This is a genomic window from Leisingera sp. JC1, assembly GCF_001679925.1.
GTDB lineage: Bacteria > Pseudomonadota > Alphaproteobacteria > Rhodobacterales > Rhodobacteraceae > Leisingera.
In genome coordinates, this window is sequence record NZ_LYUZ01000057.1 from 28,984 (window position 1) to 47,034 (window position 18,051).

21 protein-coding genes are annotated in these 18,051 nt (G+C 63.6%); 10 read left to right on the forward strand and 11 right to left on the reverse strand.

Annotated elements, in window-relative coordinates:
* The first annotated feature begins 225 nt into the window (after positions 1 to 225).
* From A9D60_RS05810 to A9D60_RS05835, 6 genes are all read left to right on the forward strand, one after another.
* On the forward strand, positions 226 to 924 hold the full coding sequence (locus A9D60_RS05810; RefSeq protein ID WP_065266721.1) for an SH3 domain-containing protein: 699 nt from the start codon (positions 226 to 228) through the stop codon (positions 922 to 924).
* 36 nt (positions 925 to 960) lie between these two features.
* Positions 961 to 1,794: an SDR family NAD(P)-dependent oxidoreductase gene (locus A9D60_RS05815; RefSeq protein ID WP_065266722.1), complete on the forward strand. Its 834-nt coding sequence runs from the start codon at positions 961 to 963 to the stop codon at positions 1,792 to 1,794.
* Positions 1,795 to 1,859: 65 nt separating this feature from the next.
* Positions 1,860 to 2,063, forward strand: coding sequence for a twin transmembrane helix small protein (locus A9D60_RS05820; protein WP_019296573.1), 204 nt, complete (start codon positions 1,860 to 1,862; stop codon positions 2,061 to 2,063).
* A 6-nt stretch (positions 2,064 to 2,069) separates the two neighbouring features.
* Positions 2,070 to 2,642, forward strand: coding sequence for a cob(I)yrinic acid a,c-diamide adenosyltransferase (locus tag A9D60_RS05825; protein ID WP_039186663.1), 573 nt, complete (start codon positions 2,070 to 2,072; stop codon positions 2,640 to 2,642).
* Positions 2,643 to 2,938: 296 nt separating this feature from the next.
* Positions 2,939 to 3,697, forward strand: a complete 759-nt coding sequence (locus A9D60_RS05830; RefSeq protein WP_039186665.1) for an electron transfer flavoprotein subunit beta/FixA family protein — start codon at positions 2,939 to 2,941, stop codon at positions 3,695 to 3,697.
* Positions 3,697 to 4,626 (forward strand): electron transfer flavoprotein subunit alpha/FixB family protein, encoded by a 930-nt coding sequence (locus A9D60_RS05835; protein WP_065266723.1) that lies wholly within the window; start codon positions 3,697 to 3,699, stop codon positions 4,624 to 4,626. The genes A9D60_RS05830 and A9D60_RS05835 overlap by 1 nt, the downstream gene beginning before the upstream one ends.
* A gap of 96 nt (positions 4,627 to 4,722) precedes the next feature.
* On the opposite strand, the gene A9D60_RS05840 is transcribed toward A9D60_RS05835, so the two are convergent.
* Positions 4,723 to 5,544: a DUF6473 family protein gene (locus tag A9D60_RS05840; protein WP_065266724.1), complete on the reverse strand. Its 822-nt coding sequence runs from the start codon at positions 5,542 to 5,544 to the stop codon at positions 4,723 to 4,725.
* Between the two features lie 154 nt (positions 5,545 to 5,698).
* Between A9D60_RS05840 and A9D60_RS05845 the strand changes: the two genes are divergently transcribed.
* Positions 5,699 to 6,574 (forward strand): 3-hydroxybutyryl-CoA dehydrogenase, encoded by an 876-nt coding sequence (locus A9D60_RS05845; RefSeq protein WP_065266725.1) that lies wholly within the window; start codon positions 5,699 to 5,701, stop codon positions 6,572 to 6,574.
* Between the two features lie 70 nt (positions 6,575 to 6,644).
* Here the strand turns inward: A9D60_RS05845 and A9D60_RS05850 are convergent, their stop codons facing one another.
* The 7 genes from A9D60_RS05850 to A9D60_RS05880 are packed head-to-tail and all read right to left on the reverse strand — an operon-like array spanning position 6,645 to position 12,047.
* Entirely contained in the window at positions 6,645 to 7,541 is an 897-nt protein-coding gene (locus A9D60_RS05850) for a lysophospholipid acyltransferase family protein (RefSeq protein ID WP_065266726.1), read from the reverse strand.
* Between the two features lie 34 nt (positions 7,542 to 7,575).
* Complete coding sequence (locus A9D60_RS05855) at positions 7,576 to 7,845, reverse strand: HPr family phosphocarrier protein (protein ID WP_019296580.1); 270 nt, start codon at positions 7,843 to 7,845, stop codon at positions 7,576 to 7,578.
* Positions 7,846 to 8,253 (reverse strand): PTS sugar transporter subunit IIA, encoded by a 408-nt coding sequence (locus A9D60_RS05860; protein ID WP_065266727.1) that lies wholly within the window; start codon positions 8,251 to 8,253, stop codon positions 7,846 to 7,848.
* Between the two features lie 9 nt (positions 8,254 to 8,262).
* Entirely contained in the window at positions 8,263 to 9,141 is an 879-nt protein-coding gene (rapZ, locus tag A9D60_RS05865) for an RNase adapter RapZ (RefSeq protein WP_065266728.1), read from the reverse strand.
* Positions 9,134 to 9,571, reverse strand: coding sequence for an HPr kinase/phosphorylase (locus tag A9D60_RS05870; RefSeq protein ID WP_065266729.1), 438 nt, complete (start codon positions 9,569 to 9,571; stop codon positions 9,134 to 9,136). Before A9D60_RS05870 ends, rapZ begins: the two co-directional genes overlap by 8 nt.
* A gap of 14 nt (positions 9,572 to 9,585) precedes the next feature.
* Positions 9,586 to 11,292 (reverse strand): sensor histidine kinase, encoded by a 1,707-nt coding sequence (locus A9D60_RS05875; protein ID WP_065266730.1) that lies wholly within the window; start codon positions 11,290 to 11,292, stop codon positions 9,586 to 9,588.
* A 50-nt stretch (positions 11,293 to 11,342) separates the two neighbouring features.
* Positions 11,343 to 12,047, reverse strand: a complete 705-nt coding sequence (locus tag A9D60_RS05880; RefSeq protein ID WP_039186681.1) for a response regulator transcription factor — start codon at positions 12,045 to 12,047, stop codon at positions 11,343 to 11,345.
* Between the two features lie 341 nt (positions 12,048 to 12,388).
* Between A9D60_RS05880 and A9D60_RS05885 the strand changes: the two genes are divergently transcribed.
* From A9D60_RS05885 to A9D60_RS27200, 3 genes are all read left to right on the forward strand, one after another.
* Positions 12,389 to 13,987, forward strand: coding sequence for a phosphoenolpyruvate carboxykinase (locus tag A9D60_RS05885; protein ID WP_065266731.1), 1,599 nt, complete (start codon positions 12,389 to 12,391; stop codon positions 13,985 to 13,987).
* 175 nt (positions 13,988 to 14,162) lie between these two features.
* Positions 14,163 to 14,456 carry a PAS domain-containing protein gene (locus tag A9D60_RS05890; RefSeq protein ID WP_065266732.1) on the forward strand — a complete coding sequence of 98 codons (294 nt, stop codon included), beginning with the start codon at positions 14,163 to 14,165 and terminating at the stop codon, positions 14,454 to 14,456.
* Between the two features lie 42 nt (positions 14,457 to 14,498).
* Positions 14,499 to 14,846 (forward strand): methyl-accepting chemotaxis protein, encoded by a 348-nt coding sequence (locus A9D60_RS27200; RefSeq protein WP_065266733.1) that lies wholly within the window; start codon positions 14,499 to 14,501, stop codon positions 14,844 to 14,846.
* On the opposite strand, the gene dgt is transcribed toward A9D60_RS27200, so the two are convergent.
* From dgt to A9D60_RS05910, 3 genes are all read right to left on the reverse strand, one after another.
* On the reverse strand, positions 14,837 to 16,198 hold the full coding sequence (gene dgt / locus A9D60_RS05900) for a dGTP triphosphohydrolase (RefSeq protein ID WP_175392899.1): 1,362 nt from the start codon (positions 16,196 to 16,198) through the stop codon (positions 14,837 to 14,839). The two genes, A9D60_RS27200 and dgt, sit on opposite strands and share 10 nt — an antisense overlap.
* Positions 16,199 to 16,261: 63 nt before the next feature.
* Positions 16,262 to 17,158, reverse strand: coding sequence for a cation diffusion facilitator family transporter (locus A9D60_RS05905; protein WP_065266734.1), 897 nt, complete (start codon positions 17,156 to 17,158; stop codon positions 16,262 to 16,264).
* Between the two features lie 20 nt (positions 17,159 to 17,178).
* Complete coding sequence (locus A9D60_RS05910; protein ID WP_065266735.1) at positions 17,179 to 17,946, reverse strand: sulfite exporter TauE/SafE family protein; 768 nt, start codon at positions 17,944 to 17,946, stop codon at positions 17,179 to 17,181.
* Between the last annotated feature and the right edge of the window lie 105 nt (positions 17,947 to 18,051).

The following is an 18,051-nucleotide window of genomic DNA, read 5'->3' on the forward strand; positions in this document are numbered from 1 at the left end:
ATACTGCCGCCGCCGGAATTGGTAAAGCGGGCGTGCGCGAAATTCGCACAGTGCAGCAGCGCGCCAACGGTTCGGGGGGAGAAGATAGCGGACTCTCCCCTGTTTCCCCGCCGTTAACTTGCCCTAGATAAAAGGGAACCAGGCAGCTGCGCCGTGCGTTTCCATTTCAAACCAATGCTATTTCGTGCAGCCGCCGTGTGTGGTGGTACTAGGGGGGACTGGGTTATGTCGCGTTTTGTTTTAGTTTCTTTCGCTTTTCTGGGCTGGGGGTTCTACGAACTCAGCGGAGGTGCGGATTTCGAGCCGCGCAAGGAACGCTCTGACGCGCTGGAGATCGCCAAGGCAGCCTTTGCCGCGCCGGATGAGACCCGCCGAACCAGCCGCAGCAGCCGCGCCAGTGAGGATGCCAAGTCCCTGATCCGCAACGTGACTTTCCGCCCGGCCGCCAGCACGCAGGAGGCGGAACGGCCTGTGCGCCCTGCCGCCGATCCGCAACTGCGGTCGCGGGTGGCGCTGCGGCAGATCACCCAGGCCCGGCTGGCCATCGGCGACAGCACCAGTGTTTTTCCGGCGGTGGCAGACGAGGGTGCGCCTTTGCAGCTGGCATCGCTTGAAGGCGGTCTTGCCACACTTCAGCCGGCCTCTGCCGGGACTGATGTGCAAAACGATTCGCCGGAACCGGCGGGCGCAGCCCTGACAGAGCCGCAGCCTGCGCCGGAACAGGACATCCGCCAGATCAGGGCCTCCCGCGTGAACATGCGGCAGGGACCGGGCACCAATTATCCGGTGATCACCCGCCTGCTGGGCGGTGACGAAGTGATCGTGTTCGAGGACAGCGGCACCGGCTGGCTGCACCTGCGCGCGCCCGGCAAGGGCAAGGTCGGCTGGATTGCCGCTTCCCTGGTGAGCAAGGAACGCCCATAACTGGTCCCGGAGAACTCCGGGCAGAAGGGCAATCTCTTGAAGAAAACGATTCTGATCACAGGCTGCTCCTCCGGGATCGGCCTGGATGCGGCCCGCGGCATGCGGGAGCGCGGCTGGCGGGTGTTTGCCTCCTGCCGGCAGCAGCGCGACTGCGACCGGATGCGGGCGGAAGGTTTCGAGAGCCCGCGGATTGACTACACCGACCCCGAAAGCATCACCGCTGGCCTGGCAGAGGTCCTGGAGGCCACTGGCGGCACCCTGGATGCGCTGTTCAACAACGGCGCGCACGGGCTGCCCGGTGCAGTGGAGGATTTGCCGACCGAGGGCCTGCGCTCCATCTTCGAGGCCAACTTCTTTGGCTGGCATGAGCTGACCCGGCAGGTGATTCCGGTGATGCGCAGGCAGGGCCACGGGCGGATTGTGCAGAACTCCTCAATCCTGGGATTTGTGACCTTCCCCTGGCGCGGCGCCTATGTGGCCACGAAATATGCGCTGGAGGGGCTGACGGATACGCTGCGGGTGGAGCTGAAAGGCACCGGCATCCACATGGTGCTGATCGAGCCGGGGCCGGTCACGTCGAAGATCCGCGAGAAGTCGATCCCGCATTTCGAGCGCTTCATCGACTGGAAAGCCTCGCCGCTGCGCGACCTGTATGAATCGCGGCTGCTGAAGCGGCTGTATGAAGGCAGCAACGGTCCGGACCGGTTTGAGCTGCCAGCCTCTGCCGTCACTGCCAAGCTGGCGCATGCCTGCGAATCGCGGCGGCCGCATCCGCGCTATTACGTGACCACCCCCACCCATATCGCGGGGTTCCTGCGGCGCATCCTGCCGACCCGGGCAATTGACCGCATCCTTGTGAAGCTCGGATAGGGTCGCCATCTGCACCTGCACAGGGTAGATGGAACCCAACGAATTGATGCGCTTTGGGGGACAGGATGAGCGATCCGCTGTATTATCTGGGACTGGCAGCTGTTGCCGCCGTGGTTGTGGCGCTGGTCATTGGCATCGGCGGCTTTGGCAAGGGCGGGGAGTTCAACCGCCGCAATGCAAACAAGATGATGCGGCTGCGCATCCTGTTTCAATTCATTGCAGTGGTGATCCTGCTGGCCTACGTCTATCTGCGCAGCCAGGGAGGATAATCGGCGATGGTCGTTCTGAACAAGATTTACACCCGCACCGGCGACAAGGGCGAAACCGCGCTGGGGAACGGCGAGCGGGTGGCCAAGCATTCCGCGCGGGTCAATGCCTATGGCACCTCGGATGAACTGAACTCTTTTGTCGGCGTTGCGCGGCTGGAAGCCGACGGCGAGATGGATGCGGCACTGGCGCGCATCCAGAATGACCTGTTCGACCTGGGTGCCGACCTGTGCCGGCCCGAGATGGAGAAGGACGCCGAGGCCGAATACCCGCCGCTGCGGGTTGCCGTGGCCCAGGTCGAGCGTCTGGAGGCCGAGATCGACGTCATGAACAAGGATCTGGAGGCGCTGCGCAGTTTCATCCTGCCGGGCGGATCCAAGCTGGCGGCGCATCTGCATGTCTGCCGCACCGTGGCGCGGCGGGCCGAACGGCTGGCCACCGACCTCAGCACCGCCGAGGACGTGAACCCGGCGGCAGTTAAATACCTGAACCGCCTTTCCGACTGGTTCTTTGTCGCTGCCCGCACCGCCAACAACGGCGGCAAGGACGACGTTCTGTGGGTGCCCGGCGCCAACCGCTGAGGCCGCCTGCCCCGGTTTATCCCGCTCTGATTCGCCCTTTGGCGCCGGATTTTTGCGAATCCGGCGCCAAACGCGTCATCTGCGGCAACAGCCCCCTGCCGTTGCGGCAGGCGGATTTCCCACCGGAAACATTCTTGCAAAAATGATGTTCCAAATGAGCAAACGCGACGTCGGCGTGCGCTAACGTGACGATTTTGCCCTGTTGCAGGCGCACACCAGCCGGTATCAACGCTGCGAGAGCATAGAGGGGGAGTCGCCCTGGGGCGGCTTGCCGTTTGTTAAGGAGAGAACGCAAAATGAAGGTACTCGTGCCTGTCAAACGCGTGATTGACTACAACGTGAAGGTCCGCGTCAAAGCGGACGGCAGCGGTGTCGATCTCGCCAACGTGAAAATGTCGATGAACCCCTTCGACGAAATCGCTGTCGAAGAAGCCATCCGCCTGAAAGAAGCCGGCAAGGCTGATGAGGTGGTTGCGGTTTCGATCGGCGTCAAGCAGGCTCAGGAAACCCTGCGCACCGCCCTGGCGATGGGTGCGGACCGCGCCATCCTGGTGGTTGCTGCCGACGACGTGCACACCGACATCGAGCCGCTGGCCGTTGCGAAAATCCTGGCCAAAGTGGTCGAGGAAGAGCAGCCGGGCGTGGTGCTCTGCGGCAAGCAGGCGATCGACAACGACATGAACGCAACCGGCCAGATGCTGTCGGCGCTGCTGGGCTGGTCCCAGGGCACCTTTGCCTCTGAACTGGACATCGAAGGCGGCAACGCCAAGGTGACCCGTGAGGTTGACGGCGGCCTGCAGACCATTTCCGTGAAGATGCCCGCCATCATCACCGTGGACCTGCGCCTGAACGAGCCGCGCTATGCGTCGCTGCCGAACATCATGAAGGCGAAGAAGAAGCCGCTGGACGAGAAAACCGCCGCCGACTACGGCGTAGACGTCACGCCGCGCCTGGAAATCGTCAAGACCGAAGAGCCGCCGGCACGCGCCGCAGGCATCATCGTCGGTTCGGTTGACGAGCTGGTTGAGAAACTCAAAGAAGCGGGGGCTGTGTAATGGCTGTTCTTCTCCTTGCTGAAGTGACCGACGGCGCGCTGGCGCTGGACGCGACCGCAAAAGCCGTTGCCGCTGCCTCCAAGCTGGGCGACGTGACCGTTCTGGCCGCTGGCGCCTCTGCTGCTGCGGCTGGCGAAGAAGCTGCCAAGATCGCAGGCGTTGCCAAGGTTCTGGTTGCCGAGGACGCATCCCTGGGCCACCGCCTGGCGGAGCCGACCGCGGCGCTGATCGCAGGCCTGGCGTCCGACTATGAGCACATCGTTGCTCCGGCCACCACCGACGCCAAGAACGTTCTGCCGCGCGTTGCTGCGCTGCTGGACGTGATGGTGATCTCGGACGTGTCCGGCGTTGTCGACGGCAACACCTTCGAGCGCCCGATCTATGCCGGCAACGCGATCCAGACCGTGAAGTCCAACGACGCCAAGAAAGTCGTCTCCTTCCGCACCGCGTCCTTCGACGCAGCTGGCGAAGGCGGCTCGGCATCGGTTGAGACCATCTCGGCTGCTGCAAACCCGGGCCTGTCCGAGTGGGTCGAAGACAAGGTTGCCGCAAGCGACCGTCCGGAACTCACTTCGGCCGGCATCGTTGTCTCCGGCGGCCGCGGCGTTGGCTCTGAGGAAGACTTCAAACTGATCGAAGGCCTGGCCGACAAACTGGGCGCCGCTGTTGGCGCGTCCCGCGCGGCTGTCGACTCGGGCTATGCCCCGAACGACTGGCAGGTGGGTCAGACCGGCAAGGTTGTAGCACCGGACCTGTATGTCGCTGTCGGCATCTCCGGCGCCATTCAGCACCTGGCCGGCATGAAGGACTCCAAGGTCATCGTGGCGATCAACAAGGACGAAGAAGCACCGATCTTCCAGGTTGCCGACTTTGGCCTGGTTGCCGACCTGTTCGAAGCCGTCCCGGCCCTGACCGAGAAACTGGGCTGAGCCCAGCCGGACAGCTGACCAATAGAAAGGCCCGCCATCTGGCGGGCCTTTTTCCGTTCTGAGGGTGGTGACTGACTGGGCTGGGACCTTAGCCTCTCAGGCGCGCAGCAGCGGTTCCAGGTCGCAGGCCAGGGCTTCTGCGATTTTCATATGCTCCTTGGGGCCGATCATGTGCCGCGCGGCCGGCAGTTCCATCGGGCCGAATATCATGCCGGAGATGTCCTGCGCTGCGGCGGCGGAGGCGGCCTTGATTTCCAGGATGCCCTGCACCTTGGGGCGCAGCACCTCAGCCATGGCGCGGTCGACCAGCACTGGTTCCTCCGGGAAGCCTGCTTCGGCGTCGAGCGCATAGCGCAGCCACAACAGCAGGACGCGGCCGTCCAGTTCCTCCACCAGCCGGGTCATCCGGTCGACCCAGCTGCGCTGCAGCTGTTCGCGCACCTGCTCAAACCGCTGGGCGGAGATATCGCGCAGGGAGCACAGCAGGTGCTTGTTGAAATGGAATTCGGTGAAGTCGATCTCGGGATACAGAGTCTTGAGCGCGGGCTGGGCTGCCAGGAACCGGTCGTTGCGGCGCGGATGCACGCGATAATAGGGATTGGAAATGTTCTGCGCGCCCAGCATCTGCACCACGGTCAACCGGGCGTTGCGGGCCACCCCGATCAGAGTGTCATCCTGCGCAAAACTGTCCAGGCCCGCATTCACGCTGCCCAGGTTGACGCAATCCATGCCCAGCCGGGCCTGCAGCGACGCCACAAACGGAAATTCAACGAATCGCCCATAGACTTCGGTTCCGCCCAGGAAGGCGACATAAGGATCCTCCAGAGACCTTTGCGGCCCCCGCACCAGCAGTCTGGATTGACCATATCTGACTGGTTCCCCCGCAAGCCCCCCTGGGCTTTTGAGTTCATAGCTCATAAGTACCACCAATTTTTCACCCGAGACTCACCTTGGCGGGCAACCATTGCAATTTCCCTAAAGTGAGAATTTGCCTCAAATCCGGGTAAGCTGCCCTTGTGCCTGCCCGCACCCCGCCAGTATGGTTGCCGCAGCTATTTCAGGAGCCTGAGGCATGGAAATTCAGAAGGTTGGAGTGATCGGCGCGGGTCAGATGGGCAACGGGATTGCCCATGTCATGGCGCTGGCCGGATACGAGGTCGTGCTGAATGACGTCAGCCAGCAGGCGCTGGACGGCGCGCTGAGCCTGATTCACAAGAACATGGAGCGCCAGGCCAGCAAGGGCAAGATTTCCGAAGCCGACGTGAAGGCGGCGCTTGCGCGCATCGTGCCCTCGCTGAAACTGGAAGACGTGGGCGCAACCGACCTGGTGATCGAGGCGGCGACCGAGCGGGAAACCGTGAAACAGGCCATTTTCGAAGACCTGCAGCCGCATCTGCAGCCGCATACGATCCTGACCTCCAATACCTCCTCGATCTCGATCACCCGGCTGGCCAGCCGCACCGACCGCCCCGAGCGGTTCATGGGGTTTCATTTCATGAACCCGGTGCCGGTGATGCAGCTGGTGGAGCTGATCCGCGGCATCGCCACCGACGAGCCGACCTTCAAGGCGTGCCAGGACGTGGTGGCGCGGCTGGGCAAGACCTCTGCCAGCGCAGAGGATTTCCCGGCCTTTATCGTCAACCGCATCCTGATGCCGATGATCAACGAGGCGGTCTATACGCTCTATGAGGGCGTGGGATCTGTGAAGTCGATCGACGAGTCGATGAAGCTGGGCGCCAACCATCCGATGGGGCCGCTGGAGCTGGCGGATTTCATCGGGCTGGACACCTGCCTGGCGATCATGAACGTGCTGCACGACGGACTGGCGGACACCAAGTACCGCCCCTGCCCGCTGCTGACCAAATACGTCGAGGCCGGCTGGCTGGGCCGCAAGACCCAGCGCGGCTTCTATGACTACCGCGGCGAAGTGCCGGTGCCGACCCGGTAAGCAGGAAGCACGGAACAAGAAAGCGCCCCGCGGGGCGCTTTTTCGTTTCCAGCAGCGTGGTCAGGCGGCCTTAGCCCTGTTTGCCAAGGCTCAGCGTATGCTCGCGCAGCCAGGCCATAAAACCGCGCGGATCGGTGTGCAGCTGTTCCATCTGCTCATCGGTGAGCGGCTTGCCGACCACCGGCGCCTGCGGCTTGTTGCAAGAGCGGACGATTTCATGCAGCAGCAGGCCCTGGCGCAGGATCGGGGAGATCTGGCAGGCGATCTGGTACCAGCGCGAGTTCGAGCCGGGGTAAAAGATCGGTACTACCCGGGCACCGGAGCGGCGGATCAGCTGGGCGGTAAAGACGTTCCATTCGCGCTCAACCGCGGGGCCGAACCAGCTGTCGGACGACATCACCACGCCAGAAGGGAACAGGGCCACGGCGCCGCCCTCCTTGAGGAAGGCCATGGTCTTGGCCCGCATGTCGACCATCTTGCGCTGCGCTTCGGGATCGTGCGGGAAGGGCACCGGGATCATGAAGGAGGTTGCGGCTTCATCCAATCCAGTCAGCACCGAGCGGGTCAGGATGCGGTAATCGAGGCGGCGGCGGCCGATCAGGTCGGCAAAGATCATGCCGTCCACCATCCCGTGCGGGTGGTTGGCGACGATCACCACCGGGCCGTCTGCCGGAATGTTGTCGATCTGCGCCTGCGGGGTCTGCAGGTCGATGCCCATGGTGTTGAGCGCGCCGCGCCAGAACTTCTGACCGCGGTATTCGGCGTTGTTCTTCTCGAACTTGTTGACCATGCGCAGGATCGTCAGCTTGCCGGTCAGCCATTCGATGGTCTTGATCGCCAGCGAGGTCCAGCGGTCGTCAAAGGAGTTGGCATAGGTCAGCGTGCGGCGGTCATAAACCTCGCCCGTTGTCTGCTCAGCGGTGTCCGGCGCGATGCCGGTCTTCCTGTCTTGTGCGGTGTCCGCCAATTTGCTTCTTCCCGTTCCGCCGCCAGCGCGGGGCCTAGTAGCCCTCGCCGAACTTGTCGGCCACCAGAGCCTCCAGCGCATGCGCAAGCGCGTCAGCATCGGGCCCCGAAGTCTCGACGTCAATAGTCGTTCCTTTCGAGGCTGCCAACATCAAAAGGCCCATAATACTGTCGCCGGAAGCCGACATTCCGTCCTTCAGCACCTCTGCCGTGGCGTCGAACGCTTCGACCACCTCCACCAGTTTGGCGGAGGCGCGGGCGTGCAGCCCTTTTTCATTGATGATTTTCAGCGTCTTCAGAGCCATTTAATGTGCCTGCTCCCCGTCAGGGTTTACGTTCTGGGCGTTTATGTATTTACGCCCGGCCTCCATCGCCTGCCGTACCGCTTCGGCAACCGGAAGGTGGCGGGATTTTGCCAGTTTGATCAGCATCGGAAGGTTGGCGCCGTAAAGAATCCGGCGGTCCGCGGGCGCGCAGGCCTTGAGGCTGAGGTTGGAGGGCGAGCCGCCGAAGAGGTCGGTCACCACCACAACGCCGCCGCCGCTGTCCACCTTGTTGGCCGCCGCGCAGATCTCGTCCTGCTTGGCGGCGCGGTCATCCTCCGGGCCGATGGCGATGGCCATCAGGCTGGGCTGCGGACCCACAACGTGTTCCACCGCGGCAAGGTATTCCCTTGCCAGTCCGCCATGCGCTACGATCACAATCCCGATCAACCCGGCCTCTCACTTCTTTAGCTGGCCTTGCAGCTCGCGGTGTCTAATTGACACTTGCAGGCCGTCCTCTGCAAGGGCCTTGGCCAGGGTTTCGGCCATTGTGACCGACCGGTGCTGGCCGCCGGTGCAGCCGAAGGCGATGGAGAAATGCGATTTGCCCTCGTCCCGGTAGGCCGGCAGCAGCAGCCGGGTGAGGTCCAGCACCCGGTCAAAGAACGGCTGGAACCGGGTGTCGGCGCGGACATAATCCTGCACCGCCAGGTCCTGGCCGTTCAGCGCCCGCAGGCCGGGATCCCAGTAGGGATTGGCCAGGAAGCGGCAGTCGAACACCATGTCGATGCCATGCGGCATGCCGCGCTTGTAGGAGAAGCTTTGCACCGACAGCGCCAAGGTGCGGCCGCCCGGGGCAAACCAGCGCTCGATTTCGGCCTTCAGCTGGTGGACGTTCATGTCCGAGGTCTCAAGCAGGATGTCAGCCCGGTCGCGGATCGGCGCCATCAGGTCCAATTCGCGGCGCACCCCCTCGCCCGGGGACTCCGCCGGTGCCAGCGGATGGCGGCGGCGGGTTTCAGAGTAGCGGCGCAGGAGCACGTCCGGCTGCGCATCGAGATAGAGCACGGTCAGCTCCAGCTCGCGGCGGCCCGACAGCATGTCGATCACGTCCAGCAGCGCGCGCGGCGAGAAGTCCCGGTTGCGGCTGTCCAGCCCAAGGGCCATAGGGCGCGGTGCGGCGGCGGCGTCGAACAGGCCCGGCAGCAGCCGCAGCGGCAGGTTGTCGATCGCCTCAAACCCGAGATCCTCCAGCACGTTGATCGCCGTGGTGCGTCCGGCGCCGGAGGGGCCGGTGACCAGTACCGCCGGGACCGCCTGTTGGTTCTGTTCAGGCATCCGGGTCCAGCGCCCCGCATCTGAGGTATTGCATCAGCGCCGGGGCGAAATGGGCGCCATCCACCCGTTTCACGCGCGCCACCTCCTGCCCCAGAAGCCGGGTGGTATGGCGCACCGGCAGGCGTTCGGTTTCGGACTCGTCGAGATCCACCAGCGCCGTCACCGGCACCGGGCTGCGGATCTGCGCCTGCAGGAGCCCCATGTAGCGGGCCTCGATCAGCCCGCGGATCGGCTCCGGCGCGCTGGCGACAAGTTCCCCGTCCAGAAGCTGCACCAGCACCCGGTCGTCGGCGACCAGCTGGGCGCCAAAGGCCATCAGCTGCAGCGCCAGCGCGGATTTGCCCTGGCCGGAGGTGCCGGTGATCAAAAGCCCCCGCCCCTCCAGCGCGACGCAGGAGGCATGCAGGATGAGGCTTTGTGTTTCAGACATGGGCTAAACCGGCTTCAGACAGGCAAGCCTACCACAAATCGCGCGCCAAGCGGCTCAGAAGTGACATCAGCCTCGGTCGGGCGGATGTTTTCAGCCCAGATTACGCCACCGTGCGCCTCAACGATCTGTTTGGAGATCGCCAGGCCAAGGCCGGAGTTATTGCCGAAATGCTCAACCGGGCGCTGCGAGTAGAAGCGTTTGAAGATCTTGGAAAGCGCCTGGTCGGGGATGCCGGGGCCGGTGTCCTCGACCACAATCAGCACCCGGTTGGCGCGGCGGCGCGCCCAGACGCGGATGGCGTCGCCTTCCTCGCAGAAGGAGATCGCGTTGGTGATCAGGTTGACAAAGACCTGCGCCAGACGCGCCTCCAGACCCTGCAGCAGCACCGGCTGGGCGGGCAGATCGGTGATGTAGTCGATGCCCTTGGCGCGGGCGTCCTCGCCCAGGTACTGATTGAGGTTGCCGAGCATGGTCAGGAGGTCGAACTCTTCCTCTTCCTCCTTGACCAGTTCGGCATCCAGACGCGAAGCGTTGGAGATGTCGCTGACCAGCCGGTCAAGGCGGCGCACGTCGTGTTCGATCACCTCCAGCAGCTTTTGCCGCTGGTCGTCGCGTTTGACCATGCGCAGGGTGCCAACCGCGGATTGCAGGCTGGCGAGCGGGTTCTTGATCTCATGCGCCACATCCGCGGCGAACTGCTCGTTGCTGTCGATGCGGGAATAGAGCGCCTTGACCATGCCGCGCAGGGCCCGGCTGAGGCGGCCGATCTCATCAGGGCGGGCGGACAGGTCCGGGATACGGATCCGGCCCGGATTGGATTTGCGGCTGCCGCGGTCGCGGCCCAGTTCAGCAGCCTCTGCCAGGTCGGCCAGCGGGTTCGCGATGGTCGAGGCCAGCACCAGGCTGAGGCCGACAGAGACCAGGAGCGCCACGATGAACATTTGCAGCACCCGTTCCTGCTCGCTGCGCACCAGCGCGTCCACCTCGCCGGTGGGCGAGGCCAGCGCGATCACCCCCACGGCGGTGCCGTTGTGCATGATCGGCGTGGCGGCGGAGATCACCCGGCTGCCGCTGGTGTCCACCACGGTTTCAACGCCAGTGCCGCCGTTCATCGCCCGGTCCACCAGCCCGCCGAGACGGTCCTCCAGCGCCGGGCCCGAAACCGCCGCCTGCTGCTCAGCCCCGCCGGCCAGCCCCCAGAGCCTGGACAGCGCATCGCTGATCAGGGTGCGGCGCTCGCCGCTGTCATTCAGAACGTTCAGCGCGTCGCTGCGGTCCACGCCCTTGATGCTGGAAATCAGATTGCCGGTGGTGTCGAAGACAAAGGCCTCGACCCCGCCGCGCAGGCTGAGGCGGGACAGCGTGTCTTCGGCCTGGATGCCGTCACCAGCGGCAAAGCTGACGGCGCCGGCGGCAGGCATCTCTGCCTCGAAAACGTCGGCGGCCAGCATCGCCTCGGACACCAGGGCGCCCGCACGCTGCTGTACCAGGCTGTGGCGCGTGGAGTTCAGGTACAGGATACCCGCAACCATGATGGTCAGCGCGATCAGGTTGAAGGTGATGATCCTGCGGGTCAGCGGCGAACCCTTGAGCGGCAGGAACCCCCGGCGGGCGCGCTTGACCTGCATCTCCCGCGTGACCGACTGGTCCGGGGTGACCCAGTCCTCGCCCAAGACCACATCGCCATCCTGCTGGCGTTGCATAACACTGGTATCGCGCATCCGCGCCACTCCCCTGGCCGGGGGCACTAGGCCCCGCTTAAATAGGCCGCTTATTCTTCGTTGTACCGGTAACCGATACCATAGAGGGTTTCGATCGCCGCGAAATCCGAATCCGCGCTGCGCATCTTCTTGCGCAGGCGCTTGATGTGGCTGTCGATGGTCCGGTCATCCACATAGACCTGATCATCATAGGCGACATCCATCAGCTGGTCGCGGCTTTTGACGAAGCCGGGCCGTTGGGCCAGTGCCTGCAGCAACAGGAATTCGGTCACCGTCAGCGACACATCCTTGCCCTTCCAGCTGACCGCATGGCGCAGCGGGTCCATCCGCAGGTTGCCGCGCTCCATCACCTTGGCCTCCGGCGAAGCGGTGCCCTCGGCGTCGCTGCTGATCGCCTCCTGGCGGCGCAGCAGCGCCCGGATGCGTTCCACCAGCAGACGCTGCGAAAACGGTTTCTTGACGTAATCGTCGGCGCCCATGCGCAGGCCAAGCACCTCGTCGATCTCATCATCCTTGGAGGTGAGAAAGATCACAGGCATCTGCGATTTCTGGCGCAGCCGCTGCAACAGGTCCATGCCATCCATGCGCGGCATCTTGATGTCCAGCACCGCCATGTCCGGCAGTTTTTTGTTGAAGGCGTCCAGTGCGGCCTGCCCGTCATTATATGTTTCGACCTCAAAGCCCTCAGCCTCAAGCGTCATGGAAACGGATGTCAGGATGTTCCTGTCATCGTCAACCAAAGCAATCTTCGACATCGGAATTGCCCCTAATCTGCTCTGTTATGTTTTGTTTTTACCATGTTCATCGCCGTTCTGGTGCGCCGAATCAATCCCATTTGAAGAATCGGGACGATCTTTGGACACAATTGGGGCAAAAATACCTTAGCGTTCGCTGAACAAGAGGGCACTTGCCGCGGTGCAGAACAATGGTTGCGCTAAACATCGCCTTGATGGCGCTAACTGGTTGAAACCGGCCTGTTCACCGCCCAAAACGCCATGTTAAGACCGCGCCACCGGCAGCGATGCCGTTTCTATTGCCCCACTGGCGCAGCCGCGCAGCCTGCGTGCCGCCCGCGCCGCCACAGGAGAAAAAACGCATGACATCTGGACGGGTTAACCCGCAATTCCGCCTCGAGGATCAGGGCATCGAGGGTCTGGGCAATGTCTATTACAACTTCATGGAGCCGGCGCTGATCGAAGCCGCGCTGAAGCGCGGCGAAGGCACGCTGGGCAATGGCGGCGCCTTCCTGGTCACCACCGGCAAATTCACCGGACGTTCGCCCAAGGATAAACATGTCGTGAAAACCGACAGCGTCCGCGACACCATCTGGTGGGACAACAACGCCGCGATGAGCGCGGAAGGCTTTGACGCGCTCTATGCCGACATGCTGGAGCACATGAAGGGCAAGGACTACTACGTTCAGGACCTGGTGGGCGGTGCCGACCCGGCGCACGCGATCAACGTCCGCATGGTGACTGAACTGGCCTGGCACAACCTGTTCATCCGCACCATGCTGCGCCGTCCCGACCGTGAAGACCTGGATGATTTCACCGCCGACTTCACCGTCATCAACTGCCCCAGCTTCCAGGCCGACCCCAAGAAGCACGACTGCCGCTCCGAGACCATCATCGCGATGAACTTCGACAAGAAGATGATCCTGATCGGCGGCACCGAATACGCAGGCGAAAACAAGAAATCGGTGTTCACCCTGCTGAACTACCTGCTGCCGGAAAAAGGCATCATGCCGATGCACTGCTCCGCCAACCACGCCAAGGGCAACCCGGTCGACACCGCTGTGTTCTTTGGCCTTTCGGGCACCGGCAAGACCACCCTGTCCGCCGACCCGGACCGCGTCCTGATCGGTGATGACGAACACGGTTGGGCTGACAACGGCACCTTCAACTTCGAAGGCGGGTGCTATGCCAAGACCATCAACCTGAATGCCGAGGCAGAACCGGAAATCTACGCCACCACCTCCAAGTTTGGCACCGTGATCGAGAACATGGTGTTCGACCCGGAGACCAAGGAGCTGGATTTCAACGACGACAGCCTGACCGCCAACATGCGTTGCGCCTACCCGCTGCATTACATCTCCAATGCATCGGCCAGCGCCCGCGGCGGCCACCCGAAGAACATCATCATGCTGACCTGCGATGCCTTCGGCGTGCTGCCTCCGATCGCACGGCTGACCCCGGCGCAGGCGATGTACCACTTCCTGTCCGGCTTCACCTCCAAGGTTGCTGGCACCGAGCGCGGTGTGACCGAGCCGGAGCCGACCTTCTCCACCTGCTTTGGCGCGCCGTTCATGCCGCGCCGCCCGGAGGTTTACGGCAACCTGCTGCGCGAGAAGATCGCCCAGCACGGCGCCACCTGCTGGCTGGTCAACACCGGCTGGACCGGCGGCGCCTATGGCACCGGCTCGCGGATGCCGATCAAGGCCACCCGCGCGCTGCTGACCGCGGCACTGGATGGCTCGCTGGCGGATGCGGAATTCCGCAAGGACGCGAACTTCGGCTTTGACGTGCCGGTCAACGTGCCGGGCGTGCCGGAACTGCTGCTGGATCCGCGCCGCACCTGGGACGACAAGTCGGCCTATGACGCGCAGGCGGCGAAGCTGGTGCAGATGTTCTCCGACAACTTCGAGCAGTACCTGCCGTTCATCGACGAGGACGTGAAGGCCGCAGCCATCGGCTGACACTTCGCAAATTCCTCTGAGTAAAGAAAACCCCGGCTTTCCGCCGGGGTTTTTCATTTGGGGAAATAAAATTTCACAGAAACTTTTTCTTAACCCTTTCCCCCGCAAATCTTCCGCAATCACAGCTTTGCGGCTGTTTAATCCAGATTTGCGCCACACCCAGGGAGGGGCCAGAATGGGCAACGAGGCTTTGACAGTCTTCAACAGCATTTTCAGTTCCGGCAGCGCCTTCGTCTACCGCTGTGCCAATGACGAGAATTTCACGATGCAGTTCATGGCCGGGCAGGTCGAGAAGCTGTGCGGATGCCCGAAATCGGACATACTTGGAAACTCGAAAGTGTCATATGTCGGCTTGACCCATGCCGATGACATTGACCGTGTCTTTGCCGACGTGGACGCAGCCATCGAAGCCGGAGAGAACTGGGACGTTGCCTACCGGCTGCAGCGGCCTGACGGCTCAGCCGCATAGGTCCGCGAGCGTGGCAACGCAGTCTACGACGACAGTGGCGAGATGGTATTTCTGGAAGGACTGGTGGTGGACGCCTCGGCCGAAGTCAGCCTGCGCAAGGAACTGGAAGTCACCCTGCAGAAGACCGAAGCAGACAACGCCGAAATCCTGAAACTGGCGGAGAACATCCTGCGGTCAGTGCAGAAGCTTTCGATCCTGGCGATAAACGCAGGGATCGAGGCAGCGCGGGCAGGCAAAGCCGGCCAGGGGTTTGCCTTTCTGGCACGTGAAATCAAAGCACTGGCGGACGAGAACAACGCCTGGGCAAACCGGATCACGGATCAGATGGCGGGCCGCGACAGCGCGGCCCGGGAAAAGATCATACGCCCGGAGGAAGGGGATCAGGCCTGAAGGCTCCCGGAAACCATGTCCCGGACCTTGACTGCGTAGCGGTCGGTCATGCCGGAGACGAAATCGGCCAATGAATGCATTGCCGTATAGGCATCCTCCACCCCGCGCAAATCCAGGTCCACGGCGCGGATCAGCTGGGCCCAGTGAGAATGCTCCTTGGCCAGAACCGCCTGATCCCAGCCGCAAGCGGCCAGATCGGTGTAAAGCCCGTGGAAGTGGCCGAGGATGCGGTGCAGCACCTGGCGGCCCGCGACCTCCAGCTCTGTCTTGCGGCGGGCGGCAAAGATGCGTTCCACCGACAGGCGCTGCAATTCGGCAAAGGCGGCCGCCTTGGAAGAAGCGCCGATCAGGTCGCCGTCGAACTCGCCGCTCATGATGGCGTCGTAATTGTCGAGGAATGCCTGCACCGCAGCGCTGGTGGCGGCCCCGATGGACAGGGCACGCAACAGGGCGACACGCTCGCCCAGCGGCATGGCGGCGTCTTCCTCGCGGTTGGGTTTGCCGGTGATGTCCTCCAGCACTGCGGCAACGTCGGCGCGGTCCAGATCGCCCACCGCGCCTGCGTCCTCGATATCCATGATGCGGTAGCAGATGTCGTCCGCGGCCTCGACCAGGAAGGCGAGCGGATGACGGCGGTACCAGCCTGCGTCCTCGCGGATCATGCCGGTGGCGGTGCAGATTTCATCGAGCAGCGCGGTGTCAGCGGCAAAGACGCCGAATTTCTTGAGGCCCGCGTAGGGCGCCGGGCCGTCGCCGCAAACGGCATCGCGCACCTGCCGGGTGCAGGGGTATTTCAGGAAGGCGCCCAGCGTCGCGTAGCTGAGCCGCATGCCGCCCTCGCGCCGGGCCATTTCCAGCCGCCCGGCGATGCGCAAGCCTTGGGCGTTGCCCTCGAAATGCGCGAATTCCGCCTGCCTGTCCGGGGGCACCTGTGCGGCCAAGCCTGCGCCTGCCTTGAACTGCGCAGCGAACCAGCCGCCGATGCTGTCCTCTCCGGAATGGCCGAAAGGTGGATTGCCAATGTCATGCAGCAGGCACGCGGATTGCACATGGCCGGCAATGCGCAAGACCTGATCCGGGGTGATGCGCCCGTCTTTCAGCAAAGCCTGGCCGACACTGGAGCCCAGCGAACGGCCGACGCTGCAGGTCTCCATGCTGTGGATCATCCGGTGATGCACATGATCATGGCTGTAGAGCGGGTGCACCTGGGTTTTCTGCGCCAGCCGCCGGAACGGCTCGGAGAACAGGATGCGGTCATAATCCTGCAGATAAGCCTCGCGCCCCGGGGCTTCGGGGAACTCCGGTCGGCACAGCCGTCCCGGGTTCAGCAGCCTGTTCCACTCCATCGCCATGTGCCTGCTCCTTTGCCTGTTTGAGAGCGGTTAAACGGGAGGCCGCAGGGAAATGCAAACGCTTCAGCGCGGCGCGATCCCGGCGGGCTCCAGCTTGTGCTCGGGCTCCACGTGAATCACAGGCTGCACGTCCGGGATCGCGGTGCGCAGGGCGGCCTCAACCCGGTCGCAGATGTCATGGGCGGCGCGCACGGTCATGGCGCCGTCAACCACCATGTGGAACTCGACAAACAGCGCGCGGCCGGCGCGGCGGGTTTTGAGACCGTGGACCTGCATAGCTCCGGCGGCCGAGGTGTGAATGATCTCCTCAATCCGGGCGCGCTCTTCCACCGGGGCAGCGGTGTCCATCAGGCCGTTCACGGACGCGGCGATCACCAGCCAGCCTTCGCGCAGGATGTTGACGCCGACCAGCAAAGCCAGAAGCGGGTCGAGCACCGCCCAGCTGGTGGCAAGTGCCAGAACCAGCCCGGCCAGAACACCCGCAGAGGTCCAGACGTCGCTCATCAGGTGGCGCCCGCCAGCCGACAGCGCCGGGGACTTGAGCCGTGTGCCCGCGCGCAGCAGCACCCGCGCCCAGGCAAGGTTCACCAGCATCGCCAGCGCGTTCACCACCATACCGGCAATCCCCCAGGCGGGATCGCTAGCACGGGTCAGCGCGCTTATGGCTTCGTGCAGGATCACCAAGGCGGCGATGACGATCAGGATGCCCTCGATCACCGCCGAGAAATATTCGGCCTTGTGGTGGCCGTAGGGGTGACCCGCATCCGGCGGCCGCTGTGCATAACGCACCGCGAACCATGCCATTATTGCGCCGCCGATGTTCACAAGCGATTCCAGCGCGTCCGAAAGGAGCGCAACGGAGCCGGTCATCCGCCAGGCAGCCACCTTCAGCGCCATAACCGCCAGAGCGACCAGGATAGAGCCGGTTGCCAGTTGTTCCGCGTTGAGCCGTTGATGCATGACGCCCCCCTGCCCCCGCGCTACATCAGCAAGCCGCGGCGCAGCAGGTTCAGGCCTGCGATCAGCAGCACCACCAGCGTCGCACGGCGGAACAGCACCTGGTCGATCCGGTCATGCAACTGGCCGCCAATCCACATGCCCGCCACTGCCGGCACTATCAGCGCCAGCGAAAAGGGCGCAGTCTCGACCCGGATCACGCCGGACCCGATGTGGGCTACCAGAAGCGCCACCGCACCAAGACCGTAGATCACCCCTTGCACCCGGATCTGCTCTGTCTTCTCAGTGTTCAGGGCCGTCAGATAGGCTACGGTTGGCGGGCCCCAGACACCGGAAACACCACCAATCAGACCAGCAATGCCCCCCACCATCGCCTCGCTGCGGCGGGAAGGATTGGCTATGGTGAATGTCTTGCCCATCAGCTGGATGCAGGCAAAGACTGTGACCGGCAGGCCAATGACCAAGAGCAGCGCCTGCTGCGGCAGCAGCCGCACGGACTGGGCGCTGAGCAGCAGGCAGATAAGGCCGATCAGCAGGAACACGCGGAATTTCCGGATCGAGGCCAGAGCCGCCGCAGGCCCCTGCCGCAGCGCCTGCATGCCGTTTGTCACCAGTGTGGGCAGGATCAGCCCGGCCAGCGCCAGGTCCGGCGCCAGGAACATGCTGAGGCCGGAGATGAAGATCATTGGCATGGCAAAGCCCACCAGGCCTTTGACCGTGCCCGCCAGCAGCGCGATGCCAAAGGCCGCTGCCAGTTCAGCCGGGGAAAGAAGCGAAAACAATGCGGTCATCCCTCCGCTCTATCACATCCGCAGCGTGCTGCACGGGCAAAATCAACACGCAAGATTTGATCCAAATGACGCACCCATGAGTATTTTTGTTGCGCTGCACCTGCG